The sequence below is a fragment of the Bacillus licheniformis DSM 13 = ATCC 14580 genome (genome assembly GCF_000011645.1).
Lineage (GTDB): Bacteria > Bacillota > Bacilli > Bacillales > Bacillaceae > Bacillus > Bacillus licheniformis.
The window spans coordinates 2567200-2582309 of sequence record NC_006270.3 but is presented as its reverse complement, the minus strand read 5'-3'; the positions used below and the strand labels follow the sequence as shown (position 1 = coordinate 2582309).

At 47.0% G+C, this 15110-nt stretch carries 17 protein-coding genes; 15 read left to right on the top strand and 2 right to left on the bottom strand.

Translation table 11 applies throughout. The annotated features are described in order from the left end of the window. Window positions 1-45: 45 nt before the first annotated feature. The 6 genes from TRNA_RS34760 (at window position 46) to pstB (TRNA_RS34735) (ending at window position 6805) form a co-directional block, all read left to right on the top strand. Window positions 46-2166 carry a peptidoglycan D,D-transpeptidase FtsI family protein gene (locus TRNA_RS34760; RefSeq protein WP_003183537.1) on the top strand — a complete coding sequence of 707 codons (2121 nt, stop codon included), beginning with the start codon at window positions 46-48 and terminating at the stop codon, window positions 2164-2166. Window positions 2167-2358: 192 nt separating this feature from the next. Then, window positions 2359-3276: a phosphate ABC transporter substrate-binding protein gene (locus TRNA_RS34755; RefSeq protein WP_003183534.1), complete on the top strand. Its 918-nt coding sequence runs from the start codon at window positions 2359-2361 to the stop codon at window positions 3274-3276. Window positions 3277-3349: 73 nt separating this feature from the next. Beyond that, window positions 3350-4279, top strand: a complete 930-nt coding sequence (gene pstC, locus TRNA_RS34750) for a phosphate ABC transporter permease subunit PstC (RefSeq protein WP_003183532.1) — start codon at window positions 3350-3352, stop codon at window positions 4277-4279. Next, complete coding sequence (gene pstA, locus TRNA_RS34745; protein ID WP_003183530.1) at window positions 4279-5166, top strand: phosphate ABC transporter permease PstA; 888 nt, start codon at window positions 4279-4281, stop codon at window positions 5164-5166. Before pstC ends, pstA begins: the two co-directional genes overlap by 1 nt. Before the next feature lie 34 nt (window positions 5167-5200). Next, window positions 5201-6013, top strand: coding sequence for a phosphate ABC transporter ATP-binding protein PstB (pstB, locus tag TRNA_RS34740; protein WP_043928725.1), 813 nt, complete (start codon window positions 5201-5203; stop codon window positions 6011-6013). A gap of 12 nt (window positions 6014-6025) precedes the next feature. After that, on the top strand, window positions 6026-6805 hold the full coding sequence (gene pstB, locus TRNA_RS34735; RefSeq protein WP_003183523.1) for a phosphate ABC transporter ATP-binding protein PstB: 780 nt from the start codon (window positions 6026-6028) through the stop codon (window positions 6803-6805). A gap of 91 nt (window positions 6806-6896) precedes the next feature. Here pstB (TRNA_RS34735) and TRNA_RS34730 read toward each other — a convergent pair whose 3' ends face one another. Then, window positions 6897-7376 carry an endolytic transglycosylase MltG gene (locus TRNA_RS34730; RefSeq protein WP_003183520.1) on the bottom strand — a complete coding sequence of 160 codons (480 nt, stop codon included), beginning with the start codon at window positions 7374-7376 and terminating at the stop codon, window positions 6897-6899. Next, window positions 7373-7723 (bottom strand): hypothetical protein, encoded by a 351-nt coding sequence (locus tag TRNA_RS34725; protein WP_011198121.1) that lies wholly within the window; start codon window positions 7721-7723, stop codon window positions 7373-7375. The genes TRNA_RS34730 and TRNA_RS34725 overlap by 4 nt, the downstream gene beginning before the upstream one ends. Before the next feature lie 175 nt (window positions 7724-7898). On the opposite strand from TRNA_RS34725, the gene TRNA_RS34720 reads away from it, so the two are divergent. The 9 genes from TRNA_RS34720 to TRNA_RS34690 all read left to right on the top strand — a co-directional run bounded on the left by TRNA_RS34720 (window position 7899) and on the right by TRNA_RS34690 (window position 15065). Next, window positions 7899-8396: a hypothetical protein gene (locus TRNA_RS34720; RefSeq protein WP_003183503.1), complete on the top strand. Its 498-nt coding sequence runs from the start codon at window positions 7899-7901 to the stop codon at window positions 8394-8396. Further along, a complete protein-coding gene (locus tag TRNA_RS34715) occupies window positions 8393-9505 on the top strand; it encodes a glycosyltransferase family 4 protein (RefSeq protein WP_011198120.1) in 1113 nt (370 codons plus the stop codon). The genes TRNA_RS34720 and TRNA_RS34715 overlap by 4 nt, the downstream gene beginning before the upstream one ends. 103 nt (window positions 9506-9608) lie before the next feature. Beyond that, window positions 9609-9758, top strand: a complete 150-nt coding sequence (rpmG, locus tag TRNA_RS43350; RefSeq protein ID WP_003183500.1) for a 50S ribosomal protein L33 — start codon at window positions 9609-9611, stop codon at window positions 9756-9758. 49 nt (window positions 9759-9807) lie between these two features. After that, window positions 9808-10380, top strand: a complete 573-nt coding sequence (locus tag TRNA_RS34710) for a 5-formyltetrahydrofolate cyclo-ligase (protein ID WP_011198119.1) — start codon at window positions 9808-9810, stop codon at window positions 10378-10380. A 49-nt stretch (window positions 10381-10429) separates the two neighbouring features. Further along, complete coding sequence (locus TRNA_RS43910; RefSeq protein WP_003183498.1) at window positions 10430-10603, top strand: hypothetical protein; 174 nt, start codon at window positions 10430-10432, stop codon at window positions 10601-10603. A gap of 95 nt (window positions 10604-10698) precedes the next feature. Beyond that, a complete protein-coding gene (locus TRNA_RS34705; protein WP_009327891.1) occupies window positions 10699-12237 on the top strand; it encodes a rhomboid family intramembrane serine protease in 1539 nt (512 codons plus the stop codon). A 76-nt stretch (window positions 12238-12313) separates the two neighbouring features. Then, the gene (locus TRNA_RS34700) at window positions 12314-13768 is read left to right on the top strand and encodes a spore germination protein (protein WP_011198118.1); all 1455 of its coding nucleotides are present in this window, start codon (window positions 12314-12316) and stop codon (window positions 13766-13768) included. Between the two features lie 100 nt (window positions 13769-13868). Further along, a complete protein-coding gene (locus TRNA_RS34695; protein ID WP_003183495.1) occupies window positions 13869-14066 on the top strand; it encodes a YqgQ family protein in 198 nt (65 codons plus the stop codon). Window positions 14067-14090: 24 nt separating this feature from the next. Next, window positions 14091-15065, top strand: coding sequence for an ROK family glucokinase (locus TRNA_RS34690; protein ID WP_003183494.1), 975 nt, complete (start codon window positions 14091-14093; stop codon window positions 15063-15065). Window positions 15066-15110: the final 45 nt, after the last annotated feature.

Sequence of the window (15110 nt, the reverse complement as noted above, 5' to 3'; positions counted from 1 at the left end):
CCTTTTCATAAGGTGTCTTTTCTTTATTTCAAAAAGGTGATGCTAATGATGAACAAAAAAATGAAAAATGAAAAACGCAAATCGCTCCCCATCAGGTTGAACATATTGTTCCTTCTCGCTTTTATTATTTTCACCATCGTCGTCGTGCGCCTCGGCATGGTGCAGATCGTCTTTGGCGAAGACTATACGAACGAAGTGCAGAAGCAGGAAGAAGTCGATGTCTCGACAAGCGTTCCGCGGGGGAAAATATATGACCGGAACTTGAATACGATCGTGAAAAATAAACCGATGAATGCCATTACATACACAAGGACATCATCGACCTCTCAGGAGGACAGGCTCAAAATAGCAAAAAAACTTGCAGAAATGATCAAAATCGATACAGATAAAATAACGGAGCGCGATAAAAAGGACTACTGGATTTTAACGCGCCCGAAAGAAGCCGAGAAGCTCATCACCGATGAGGACCGGAAAAAAGTCAAGGACGGCAAGCTGAAGGAAGACGATTTATACCAGCTGCAGCTTGACAGGATCACGGAAGATAAACTGAATGAATTGACAGATCAAGATTTGAAAGTCTTGGCAATCAAGCGTCAGATGGATTCTGGATACGCGCTGACTCCGCAGTATATTAAAAACAAAGGTGTAACTGCAAAAGAAATGGCGGTTGTCAGCGAACACCTGGACGAGCTCCCGGGAGTCGATGTGACGTCTGATTGGAAGCGGGATTATCCTTATAACGGTCTGCTCAGAACGATGATCGGCAGCATATCCGATTCAAATGAAGGGCTTCCGAAAAGCCTGCTTGATCATTATTTGTCGCTCGGCTACAACCGGAATGACCGCGTCGGAAAAAGCTACCTCGAAGCCGAATATGAAAATGTGCTTCAGGGACAGAAAGAGAAAGTGAAAAATATTACCAATAAATCAGGGGATATCGTCGATACGGAAGTCATTTCCGAGGGGAAAAGCGGAAAGGATTTAGTCTTGACGATTGATGTTGATATGCAAAAAGCGATTGAAAAAATTGTCGAGGATGAACTGAAGTCTGCCAAAGCCAAGCATAGCGCTCCGCTTCTCGACCGCGCATTCGTCGTTATGATGGATCCGCGAAACGGGGAAGTGTTATCGATTGCCGGCAAACAGCTTAAAAACGAAAGCGGCAAATTAAAGGTTGACGACTATGCGCTCGGCGCGATGACGTCTTCTTATGCGATGGGCTCGGCTGTCAAAGGGGCCACTGTTTTAACAGGTCTGCAGACGGGAGCCATTAATTTAAATACGACTTTTCTTGATGAACCGCTCTATATCGGAAAAGGAAAACCGAAAAAATCTTGGGCGAGCAACTTGGGAACACTGGGTATCCAGGGAGCTCTTGAAAAGTCTTCAAACGTGTTCATGTTTAAAACGGCGATCGCCCTTGGTAAAGGCCAATATAAGGCGCATCAGCCGCTCGACCTTCAAACAAAAGCATTTGATACATTCAGGTATTATTTCAGCCAGTTCGGCCTCGGCGTCAAAACCGGAATCGATCTGCCAAATGAAGCTTCAGGCTACAAAGGATCTCAAAGACTGCCCGGTTTCCTGCTTGACTTTTCCATCGGACAGTATGACACATACACACCGCTGCAGCTGGCTCAGTACGTGTCAACGATTGCCAATGGGGGATACCGCATGAAGCCGCAGCTTGTGAAAGAGATCAGAGAGCCCGATTCGAAAAAAGGAATCGGAGCCGTTACACAGTCTGTGCAGCCTGAAGTATTGAACAAAGTGGACATGAGCGATGAATATATAAAAGAAGTCCAGAAAGGATTCAGGCGCGTAATGACAAAAGGTACGGCAGCGGGACAGTTTGCCTCTGCTTCATATAAACCAGCTGGAAAAACAGGAACGGCCCAGTCTTTCTATGACGGACCGGACAAATCGAAAACGGGAACATCGACATACAATACAACGCTTGTTGCCTACGCACCTTACGATAATCCGGAAGTCGCTATTTCCGTCGTCGTTCCTTGGGTTTATAATGACTATGGCCAGAGATATTCGATCACAAACGAAATCGGCCGAAAAGTGCTTGATAAGTATTTTGAACTGAAATCAAAACAATCAAAAGAAAATACTGTCGAAAAAAATAAAGACAAAATCGAAAAAGAAGCTACAGAATAGGACTTTTTCATTAAAACACCTGCATTGAACCATGCAGGTGTTTTTTTGTGCGCCCGTTCTTTTCGTGCGCATTCTATACAAAGTTCAAGCTTAATTTACAAAACCTTAATAATTCATTTAAACAAGATTAATACTGAAAAGTTACGCTATACCCGTAGGACAAATTACACATTTACGCGGGAGGATTAAGAAGTGAAACCATTTAAAAAAATCACACTGATGTTCATCATGTCCGTTTTAGTTGTCTTCGCAGCAGCTTGTGGAAGCAGCAGTACAAACAACAATGCAGACGAAGGCAAACAAAGCGATAAAACAGAGAATAAGGCTTCAGGTTCTTTGACGATTTCGGGTTCTTCGGCGATGCAGCCTCTTGTCTTAGCAGCGGCTGAAAAATTCATGGATGAAAATCCTGATGCCGATATTCAAGTTCAGGCTGGAGGTTCTGGTACAGGCCTTTCCCAAGTGGCTGAAGGCACAGTCCAAATCGGAAACTCCGATGTCTTTGCCGAAGAAAAAGAAGGCATTCCTGCCAAAGAACTTACCGATCATCAAGTTGCGGTTGTCGGAATGGCAGCTGCCGTTAACCCTGAAGTAGGCATCGATGACATTTCGTTAGAAGATCTCAAAAAGGTATTCACAGGTAAAATCAAAAACTGGAAAGAACTAGGCGGGAAAGATCAAAAGATCACCCTTGTCAACCGTCCTGATTCTTCAGGAACCCGCGCGACTTTTGTCAAATATGCACTTGATGGAGAGACTCCAGCTGAAGGAATCACGGAAGATTCTTCAAACACAGTGAAAAAGTTAATCGCTGAAACGCCTGGTGCAATCGGATATCTTGCGTTCTCGTATATCAAGGATGATACTGTCACTCCGCTTTCAATCGACGGCGTTAAGCCGACAGCCGAAAATGTACAAAAAGGCAAATTCCCGATCTGGGCTTACCAGCATTCTTATACGAAAGGCGAACCTGAAGGCTTGGCGAAAGAATTCCTCGACTATTTGATGAGCGATGACATTCAAAAATCCATCGTGACGGAGCAGGGCTACATTCCAGTAACAGACATGGAAGTAAAACGCGACGCGGATGGAAAGCAAACTGATAAATAATGACAATAGAAGGCGGGAAAGTGTGCTCCTGACACTTTCCCTCTTATGACTTGTTCTTATAGGAGTGTAAAAAATGGTTCAAAAAATAGAGAAACTGTCCGCGAAAGAGCGGCTGATCAGCTCCAAGCATAATCGCAAAATGGATGAAATCCGCGGGAGGATTTTGGTTGCGTCGTGCGCCTTTATCATGATGGCGGCAGCGATTTCGATCACAATTTTTCTCGGAAATAAGGGGTTGCAATCTTTTCTGGCCAATGGTGTAAGTCCAATTGAGTTCTTAACCAGTCTAGATTGGAATCCAACGAACGAAAACCCTGAATACGGAGCACTTCCGTTTATACTCGGATCTTTTGCAGTGACCCTTCTTGCATCTTTGATTGCTGCACCGCTAGGAATAGGAGGTGCGATTTTCATGACGGAAATCGCGCCATCATGGGGCAGAAAAGTGCTGCAGCCGGTTGTCGAATTGCTTGTTGGCATTCCTTCCGTCGTTTATGGATTCATAGGCCTTACAGTGTTAGTGCCGTTCATTTCACAGTTTAAGTCAAGCGGATCGGGCCACAGCCTTCTGGCGGGAACGATCGTCCTGGCTGTCATGATTTTGCCGACGGTCACTTCGATTTCAACGGATGCGCTCATGTCGCTGCCGAAAAATCTCCGCGAAGGATCATACGCATTAGGCGCAACCCGCTGGCAGACGATCCGCAAAGTGCTGATACCGGCAGCGCTGCCTTCGCTTCTGACAGCCGTCGTCTTGGGAATGGCGAGGGCGTTCGGCGAAGCGCTGGCCGTGCAGATGGTCATCGGAAATTCCCGAAATCTGTTTGAGAGCCTTTTAGACCCTGCGGGGACATTGACAACGATCATTACGTTGAACATGGGCCATACAACATACGGGAGCGTGGAAAACAATACGCTCTGGTCAATGGGGCTTGTCCTTCTGATCATGTCGTTCTTGTTCATCCTGCTCATCCGCTATCTGTCATCCAGGAGGAAACTGTAATGAACAGCAAAGTAACAGATCGTTTAGCAACCGGTGTTTTTGGATTGATTGCTGCGGTAATCGCCGCTATTCTTGTCGGTTTGTTCGCTTATATCATCATCAATGGTGTTTCGCATATCAGCCTCAGCTTTTTAACTTCGCGTTCAAGTGCGCTGTCAAGCGGCGGAGGAATTCGAGATCAGCTGTTCAACTCGTTTTATATTCTCGTGCTGACGATGCTGATCACGGTTCCCCTGGGAGTCGGCGGGGGAATTTATATGGCGGAATATGCGCCCGCAAACAAATTGACCGATTTTATCCGTGTCTGTATTGAAGTTTTGTCATCCCTTCCTTCGATCGTTATGGGGATGTTCGGCATGCTGATGTTTGTAAATCTGACCGGATGGGGGTACAGCATTATCGGAGGAGCGCTTGCTTTGACGATTTTCAACCTGCCTGTCATGGTCAGGGTGACAGAAGATGCGATCCGCTCCGTACCTAAGGAGCAAAAAGAGGCTTCCCTTGCTTTAGGCGTGTCCAAATGGCACACGATTAAAACGGTATTGATTCCTGGCGCGGTGCCGTCCATCATCACAGGCGCGATTCTTGCGTCGGGCCGTGTATTTGGCGAAGCTGCCGCTTTGCTGTTTACAGCCGGACTAACCACGCCGAGACTGAATTTTGCCGATTGGAATCCGTTTTCTGAGACATCGCCGCTCAATATTTTCAGACCGGCTGAAACGCTGGCCGTTCATATTTGGAATGTAAACACACAGGGGATCATCCCCGATGCTGAAGCGATCGCAAACGGCGCATCCGCCGTTCTCGTTCTGTCCGTCTTGATCTTTAACCTGGCAGCCCGATGGCTCGGCTCTTTTATTCATAAAAAGTTAACGGCAAACAAATAAGAAGGAAGGATGAAATCATATGGCTCAGGTTCAGATGCCGGTTTTGGAAACCGTGCGCGACAATATCGGAATCGCTCCGTTCCCTGAAGCGAAAGAGCATATTTTAGAAGTGAAAAATTTAAATATTTACTATGGAGAAAAGCGGGCCGTCAACGACATTTCCATGCGTATTGACAAACATGCGGTCACGGCTTTGATCGGTCCGTCAGGCTGCGGAAAATCGACTTTTTTAAGAAGCATCAACCGGATGAACGATCTGATTCCATCAGCCAGAACATCCGGAGAAATACGGTATGAAGGGCTTAACATCCTTGATTCCAATATCAATGTCGTCAATCTGAGAAGGGAGATCGGCATGGTATTTCAGAAGCCGAACCCCTTTCCAAAATCGATTTACAGCAACATTACCCACGCATTAAAATATGCGGGCGAACGGCGGAAATCCGTGCTTGATGAGATCGTGGAAGAAAGCTTGACGAAAGCCGCGCTGTGGGATGAAGTGAAAGACAGGCTGCATGAGTCGGCTCTTTCGCTGTCAGGCGGGCAGCAGCAGCGTCTCTGCATCGCCCGGACGCTCGCGATGAAGCCCGAAGTCCTGCTCTTGGATGAGCCTGCTTCAGCGCTCGACCCGATTTCAAACGCGAAAATAGAGGAATTAATCGTCGGTTTAAAAGAGGAATACTCGATCATCATTGTCACGCATAACATGCAGCAAGCTTCAAGAATTTCCGATCAAACGGCGTTTTTCCTTAACGGAGATTTAATCGAATACGATCGTACGGAAAAGATTTTTATGAATCCTTCAGAAAAAAAGACAGAGGATTACATCAACGGCAGATTTGGATAAGGAGGGGCCGGTATGAGCGCTGTAACAGCTGTAAAGCCAGAAGATGTATACCAGATCAACGACTTGAATTTATGGTACGGCGAACATCACGCATTAAAGAACATTAACTTGACAATACCCGAGTACGAAATTACCGCCATCATTGGACCGTCAGGGTGCGGAAAGTCGACATTCATTAAAACGCTGAATCTCATGATCAATATGGTTCCGAATGTCAAAATGACCGGAGAGATCAGCTACAACGGAACGAACGTACTCAACAGCAAAGTCGACCTTGTCGAGTTACGGAAAAAAGTCGGCATGGTGTTTCAAAAAGGAAACCCGTTTCCCCAGTCGATCTTTGATAATGTCGCATACGGACCAAGAATCCATGGATTGAAAAACAAAAAAGAACTGAATGAGAGAGTGGAAAAGGCGCTTGTGGATGTAGCGCTGTGGGATGAAGTGAAAGACCGTCTTCATTCCCAGGCGCTCGGACTTTCCGGGGGGCAGCAGCAGCGCCTCTGCATCGCAAGGGCGCTGGCCACCAATCCTGACGTTCTCTTGATGGATGAACCGACATCCGCCCTTGATCCCGTTTCAACTTTGAAAATCGAAGAGCTGATGCTCAAGCTGAAAGAGAAATATACAATTGCCATCGTCACGCACAACATGCAGCAGGCCTCGAGAATTTCCGATCAAACGGCGTTTTTCCTGATGGGCGAGCTGATTGAGTGCAATGATACGGTCAAAATGTTTTCAAGTCCTGACGATCATCGGACGAAAGATTATATAACAGGCCGGTTCGGATGAGAAAGAGGCTGCCGTTTTAAAGCGGCAGCCTCTTTTTTCACCGGCGGCGAGACAATAAAAAAAGCAGGCTGATTCGTTCCAGCCTGCTTTTTTATTTGGACAGCGTTTTGACGATGTTTTTCAAGCTGTCACCGCGCTTCAGTTCGTATTTACCTGCGCGGATTTTAGATTCGTTTCCGGTCTTTTTCACATAATCTTTGAAGTCATCGGCGGAAGAAATTACTTTTCCTTTTGCAAGGAGGTCTGCTATCTCAGCCGTGCTCATGCCGCTTTTGATTTCAAGCTTGTACTTGGAACCTTTTTTCGCATCATCCTGCTCTTTTTTGTTTTGAGACGCAGCATCCTGCTTCAGCGCGGTCTCTTTATAGTGGAGCAGCTGTTGGTATTCCTCGCGTTTCAGCGAAACCTGCTGATTGTCCTTTAAATAGGTTTTGACATCGGCTTCGCTGATGTTTTGAGCCTCCTTGGAAGCTTCAGCTTTTCCGTTATCCGTCAAATAAAATGCGCCTGCAAGAACGGCGGTAGCCAAAATCATTCCTCCGGCAAATGCTTGTACACTTTGTCTGGTCATACAAGCACCCTCTCATTGTCTTTAATGATCGCTTTGACATCTTCGACAGATACGTGCTCAGCTTTTGCGATGGCGTCTACAGACATGCCGTTTTGATATTTTGAAAGAATCTGCTTCGCAATATGCTGGCTGATTCCGGCATTCGGTCTGCGGACGACCACATTTGAATCGAGGAGCTCTTCCTCAAGCACGGTCATCTTCTTTTTCAGTTTATAGATTTCCTGCATGGCGGACAGCTGAAGGGTTTCCAACTCCTGTTCAACTTCCTTGATCGGTTCTCTTTGAAAATATGAGAATGCAATCAGCGCAATACTGACAACGAGCAGCGCAATGATAGCAATTTCCACGTTCATCACCTTCAATTCTAATTTTCTCCTTCTTTTTTATACCATAAAAACGCTTGCTTCAAAAGGAGTTAATGCAAAAAATAAAAATTTTGTCGAAGAATTTTATTTTCGTTGCGCCTGCGGGGCCATTTCCAATAGGATAGATACATAACAAGGCTTAACGGGAGGGCGCGCGGTGAAAAGGACAATCATCGGGAAAAAACCTTTTCAACATAGTATTCGAGGCGATTCTTCGTTTTGTAACGATATTTTAAAAATAACTTCGCCGGATCATGAAACCGTTCGGCTGAGCTGGGAAATCTCAGAGGCTGCGCTTTCAGCGGCTGAAGCGGTGCTGTTTGAAAATATTAGAGACGTCGAAAAGCAAATCCTTCTCTTTTGCGTAAAAAACGGAGAGCGCAGCGCACGGACGATCCATACCGGTGCATTTAAAGGGGAGGCCTCGGTTTTCCCCGCTGCAGGAAACGCTTTCTACAAAGCGGAATACCGGATATACAATTCGCTCAACATGTCACTGGCCGTTCTCTCATCCGACTGCTTCTACCTTGGGGAAAACGGAATCCATTCAAACAGCAGCTGTTTTCAGCATCAAGACAATCAGCAGGATTGGACGACTCAATTTTCCGCATATACGAGATATTCTTTAATAGAAGGAAAGGAGCGGCCCCGTTGATCAACGTATTGCTGCTGTCGCTGGAAAATCCCCTTTCATCGAAGAGCGGAGCGGGGCGCTATGTGAAAAGCCACCTTGAACTATTGCGGAACGAAGTCAGCTTTACCGTCTGCACGACGGCTGCCGGGCAAAACAGCAATGGATGGGAAACGCTGGAGATTCCGCTTGATTTAAAAGCGTTCGCTTCTTTTGAAGAGGCGGTAGCCGCCATGAATTTTCAGATGATCAAAATCGTGCTGGAGCATAGAGGACAATTTGATTTCGTCCATGCAAACGATGGTGTCACCGCGCCTGCCGCCGTTTATCTCAGCGAGGTGCTGGCGGTGCCGCTGATTTCCACGGTGCACGGCCTTGAAAGCGGCCGAAAAAAGGCAGCAGACGGATATGTCCACCCATACAGGGCAATCCTCGAACGGCTTCTGGCTGAAAAAAGCGATCAAATCCTCGTGCTGAGCAGCATGATGAAGTCAGACATGCAAAAGGCGTTTTCGCTTTCTTTTGAGCAAATCCGGGTCATTCCACATCCGCGCATAAAAAGCCGCACGGTGAAAAAACGAATGAAAAGCGCGCCCTACTTTTTTTCCTACGGAAGATTTGTTCCGGAAAAAGGGTTTATCGAATTGCTGCACGTCTTTCAGAAGCTACGCAGCCGGCGTCCTGATCTTGAACTTGTCATTGCCGGGGAAGGGCCGCTTCAAAGCGGGATCGAGACCATAGCAAAAGAATTGGGCATTAAGGACAGTGTGACCATTCTTCCTTTCCTTTGTGAAGAGGAAAGAGAGAGCTGGCTGGCATTTTGTGAAATGGCTGTTTTTCCAAGTTCTTATGAGCCGTTCGGCATTGCTGTTCAAGAAAGCATGGCCGCCGGCGCTGCCGTCGCTGCCGGAATCAACGGGGGCTGGAACGATTTCGTTATCGATCGGGTGACCGGCTTTCGAATTGATTTTAGTGATCCGCATAAGGCTGCAAATGCGCTCGCAGAAATTGTCGGCAATAAGGAGCAGCTGCTCAAGGTCGGACAAACGGCAAAGGCTTATATATTTGATTTGCATGATCCTGGATATGTAAAAAATATGTTTTTGCATCATGTATATCATACGTCTTTTTAACAAACCGTGATAAACTAAAAAAAACGCCTGGCATTCCTGCATCATAAGTGGTATTATAGATAAGTCTGAACAGAAATGATATATAGTTTGGAGGGAAAAATAAATGCGCGTTAATATTACTTTAGCTTGCACTGAATGCGGCGAGCGTAACTATATTTCTACAAAGAACAAGCGTAACAATCCAGATCGCGTTGAATTCAAAAAGTATTGCCCACGTGACAAAAAATCAACATTACACCGCGAAACAAAGTAAGCAGCAGGGATTTTCCTGCTGTTTTTCTGTTTTTAAGGGGGAAAGAGATGTGAAGCGTTCTTTACGAAGCGAGGTCAGAAAGAGGCTGGCTAACATGCCGGAACAGGAGTTTCACCTAAAGGCGGAAGCGATTCACCGGAAGCTTTTCCAATCAAAACAGTGGAAAAAAGCGTCTGTTATTGCCCTTACGGTATCCAGAAATCGCGAAGTACCGACAAAACCGATTATCGAACAGGCCCGGCTTGAAGGAAAAACGGTGTGCATTCCGAAATGTATGCCTGAAACAAAAAAGATGCACTTTCGCAGCTATCAGGATGAAAGCGATCTTGAAGTCGTGTATTTTGGCCTGCAGGAACCGATCGTACACAAAACCGAGCGGATGGAACCCGAAGACATCGACTTCATCCTTGTGCCGGGAATTTGCTATGACCGGAGAGGATACAGAATCGGCTATGGAGGCGGCTATTATGACAGATACCTGGCCGGCTTTACAAAAGATACCGCGTCGCTTGCCTTCGAGTGCCAAGTGATCGGTCATGTTCCAAATGAGCCGCACGACATCCCGGTCAAGCAGGTTTTGACCGAAGACGCCGTTTACAACTGCCTCGACACTGCTGAATAATTATTAAAAAATGAGACACGATACGGTTATAGGTTATAGGAGGGATCATATGAGAAAAGTTACGTTTATTGTAGTAGGCGTCATTGCAGCCCTTGTATTTTTTCAAAACCGTTATCGTGTTATCAATTTCATTCTTGGTCAAAACCAAATCCGCCACTATTTCATCCATTTGATGATGAGAATTCCGTTTTTTCGCAATAAGTTTATCCAGCAGGCATTCTGAATCCCGTTTGAAAACGGGATTTTTTAAAGCTCTTAAAAGACGCAGAGTGTCGCGTTTCCTGTTATAATGAACAAAAACAATTGTGGAGCGTCGGTATGTATTCAATCGATTATTTGTATTGGAATTTCATCGGGAACCTTTTAGACAGGGATTTTGAGCTTGTGCAGGCACCTGCTTCATTCGGAGAAGCCTGGCTTGAAGCGAGGGGGAGCGCGCCGTATGATTTGGTTCGCGTTTTCCGGAAGGATATCGACTTCAGACAGGATCTCGTCCGCGACCTGGAATCTCTTTATGAAAGGGCGGAGCGCCTGAGAGCAGCATCAGGTCAGCGAAAGCTCTCGATATTGAATGTCTATTTGTCGCAGGAAGCGCCTGTAGATGAGTGGGAAGATGTTGTCGGTCATCCGGTCGCAGATAAGCGGATCAGCATCGTGCCGGTTTTTATTGATCACGCTTCGGCTGAAGAAGGATTACGCAAACTCGCCGTGGCTTTAAACATGGAGCCGGATGAGCTGACAGGCCAAATGCAGGATGCCGGATACGAAAATGTGGAAGAGAAGAGAGCCGAAGTATTGGCAGCGGCTAAAGCAAGAGAAGAAGAAAGGCGGCGGGAAGCGGCTGTATTTGAGAAAGGCAAACCGATGTTTACCTGGATTTTCGCAGTGCTTCAAGTCTTCATGTTTCTGCTTCTGGAAATGTCGGGCGGCAGCCAGAATACCGAAACGCTCGTCCGGTTCGGGGCGAAGGAAAACAGCCTCCTGTTAGCCGGGGAATGGTGGCGGCTAGTCACGCCGATCGTTCTTCATATCGGATTGGTCCATCTCATGTTTAATACATTTGCATTATTGTCTGTTGGAGCCGCAGCAGAAAGGGTGTTTGGATCATTCCGCTTTCTTGTCATATACATATCAGCCGGGATTTTTGGATCGATCGGCAGCTTTCTGTTCAGTCCGTATCCGTCTGCAGGGGCTTCGGGAGCCATCTTCGGTTGCTTGGGAGCCCTTTTGTACCTGGCTTTTTCAAACCGGAAAGCTTTTTTAAAAACGATCGGAACAAATATCATTGTGATCATCATTCTGAACCTCGGCCTCGGTTTCACCATTTCAAATGTTGACAATGCTGGCCATATCGGCGGATTGATCGGCGGTCTCCTGACGGCCTTGGCGGTCGGAATCCCCGGAAAAAAAAGGCCGCTCCAGCGGCTGGCAGGCTGGGTCCTCATCTTTGTCATCGGAGGAGGGGCCCTGTACTTTGGGACACATTCGGCTCCGGTGCAGGAAAATGCCATGCTGCATCAGGCGGCGAAATGGTATGAAGAGGGAGAGTATGAAAAAGTAAAGGATGCTTTGAAGGAAGCGGGCTCAAAACCGGACGCTTCCAGCGACACTTTAAGGCTGCTCGCTTATTCCGAAATTCGGCTCGGCGAGTATGAAAACGCCGAGAAAAGGTTTGAGGCCGTCGTTGAAAAAGATCCATCGGACCACGCCTCTCTCTATAGTCTTGCCTGGCTTTATACCCAAAGAGGCGAGCTTGCCAAAGCCGAGCAGTCCATTGAAAGAGCGTTGGCAGAAAAGCCTGATGAAGAGATGTATAAAAAGCTTCGGGACGAAATAAAGAAAGAAAGCGCCCGGTAATCAAGTATGAAAAGCTTCCGTTATGTTAAAAATGGTCTTTAGAACAGACTCATTTGACGGGAGCTTTTAATATACAATGAAAAAAAAGCATGCGGTCCAAAAAAATTTAGCGAAAAATGTTGAATATTTAAATGAAAAGCTTGGTGTCGACAAAAGCTTCGACATGATCCGGCTTGATGTCGTTTATGCTGATAGAGACATGTCGCTTTATCTTGTCGACGGCTTTGTAAAAGATGATATTATGCATCATTTGCTTAAAAATCTCTCAAGGCTCACACCTGAAAATCTGGAAGACGATCCGCTTGAAAAGCTGATCAAAACGCATATCCCATACATCGAAATTGATACGGAAGATGACCTCGACAAAGCAGCCGACCAGGTGCTGTCCGGGCCGGCTGTCCTCCTTGCTGACGGAGTTGACCATGCGATTATTATCGATGCGCGGACGTATCCGGCAAGAAATCCGGAGGAACCCGACAATGAACGCGTTGTCAGGGGTTCAAGAGACGGCTTCGTCGAAACGATCGTGTTTAACACCGCACTGACGAGACGAAGAATCCGCGACCGTTCCCTCAGAATGGAGTTCCTGCAGGTCGGCAGAAGAAGCAAAACGGATGTCGTCATCTGTTATTTGGAAGATATCGCCGACTTGGAAAGTGTAAAAAAGCTGAAACAATCGCTTGAAGCGATCGACACGGATGCTTTGACAATGGCGGAAAAGACGCTGGAAGAATACATCGGCGGCCGTCATTGGAACCCTTATCCGACGGTCCGCTATACAGAAAGACCTGATACTGCGGCCGTTCATTTGTACGAAGGGCACATTCTCGTCTTTGTGGACGGCTCGCCAAGCGCGCTGATTACCCCTGTTACTTTTTGGCACCATCTGCAGCATGCCGAAGAGTACAGAAACAAACCTCTTGCGGGTGCTTATTTGCGAATAGTCCGTTTTATATCTGTCTTGGCATCGATCTTTTTGCTGCCGCTGTGGTTTCTGCTTTCCGTCCATCCCGATCTTTTGCCGGACGCCCTTGAATATATAGGGCCTGAAAAAAAAGGAGCCCTTCCGCTGCTTGCGCAATTCATCATTATTGAAATCGGCGTCGACATGATGCGGATGGCTGCAATCCACACCCCGTCGTCTCTTGCTACGGCTCTCGGACTCGTAGCTGCTTTAATGATCGGCGAAGTGGCGGTGCAGGTCGGGCTTTTCTCGCATGAAGTCGTCTTGTATCTCGCTGTCGCAGCCATCGGCACGTTTGCTACGCCGAGCTATGAGCTGAGCATAGCGAACAGGCTTGCAAGAATCGTTCTCCTGATCGCCGCAGGTGCATTCGGACCGATCGGCTTTGTCATTGCGATATTCTGCTGGGTGATTTATCTCGTCAGAATGAAGTCGTTTCATGTGCCGTATTTATGGCCGTTTATTCCTTTTGACTACAGAGCCTTCCGCGATATCGCAATTCGCACGCCGATGCCGCTGAAAAACAGAAGACCCGTATTTTTGGATCCCCAGGATCCCGACCGCTGAATGTCTGTTTTCCGGCAGGAAAACAGGCTTTTTTTTTGCTTGACGCCGGACAGCTTTATGAATACTCTAATGTTAGACCTTTAAAGAATGGTGAAATCAGATGAAAACAGCCTATGATGTACAGCTTTTGCTGAAGCAGTTTGGATGTTATGTTTACTTTGGAGATCGCGAGCTTGAACTTGAATACATGATGGACGAACTGAAGGAAATGTTTCTTTCAAATTTGATAGAAAAAGAACAATGGGTTCAAGGTGTTTCAATTTTGCAGAATGAACTCACAAATATAAAGAGAAAATAAAACAGGGATTAGAGGGGGATCAGTATGAATGACAGCTGGCTGGTCGGGGTCGACCTTGGAGGAACAACAGTAAAACTCGCTTTTGTAAGCGCTTATGGCGAAATCCTGCACAAGTGGGAAATCCCGACCGATAAATCAGGGAAAACGGTTACGGTAAGCATCGCGAAAGCCATCGACAGCAAATTGAACGAGCTCGGCAAACCGAAGCACATCTTAAAATGGATCGGCATGGGCGCTCCCGGACCCGTCAATACGGAGACCGGCATCGTTTATAAAACGACGAATATGGGCTGGGAAAACTACCCGTTGAAAGACCATCTGGAAGCAGAGACAGGGATAGCTGCGGTCATTGAAAATGACGCGAACATCGCAGCTCTCGGCGAAATGTGGAAGGGAGCGGGAGACGGCGCGAAGGATTTGATTCTTGTTACATTGGGAACGGGCGTTGGAGGCGGCATTATTGTAAACGGGGAAATCGTCCGCGGGCAAAACGGAGCAGGCGGTGAAATCGGCCACATCTGTTCTGTTCCAGAAGGCGGAGCGCCGTGCAACTGCGGAAAAAGCGGCTGTATCGAAACGATCGCTTCGGCTACCGGCATCGTCAGGATTGCCAAAGAAAAAATAGAATCTGACCATCGAGATACAAGCTTGCGTGAATGTCTGGACATAACGGCGCGCGACATCTTTGAAGCCGCCAGAAAAAACGATCCTGTTGCCGGCGAAGTCGTCGATTATGTGGCGGGTCATTTAGGAATGGTCCTCGCTAACTTGGCGAGCTCGCTTAATCCTTCAAAGATCGTAATCGGCGGAGGCGTGTCAAAAGCGGGAGAAATCCTGCGCTCCAAAGTTGAACAATCTTTCAAGCGCTTTGTATTCCCGCGGGCCGGCGAGGCGGCTGAGATCGTAATCGCTTCACTTGGAAACGACGCAGGCGTGATCGGCGGTGCATGGATCGCAAAAAACCAATGGCTGAAAAGCCAGGCGCAGCCTGTTTTATAAAGCATTTTCGGACCGCTTTGCAGCATTGTTAACACTTTTAAGCCA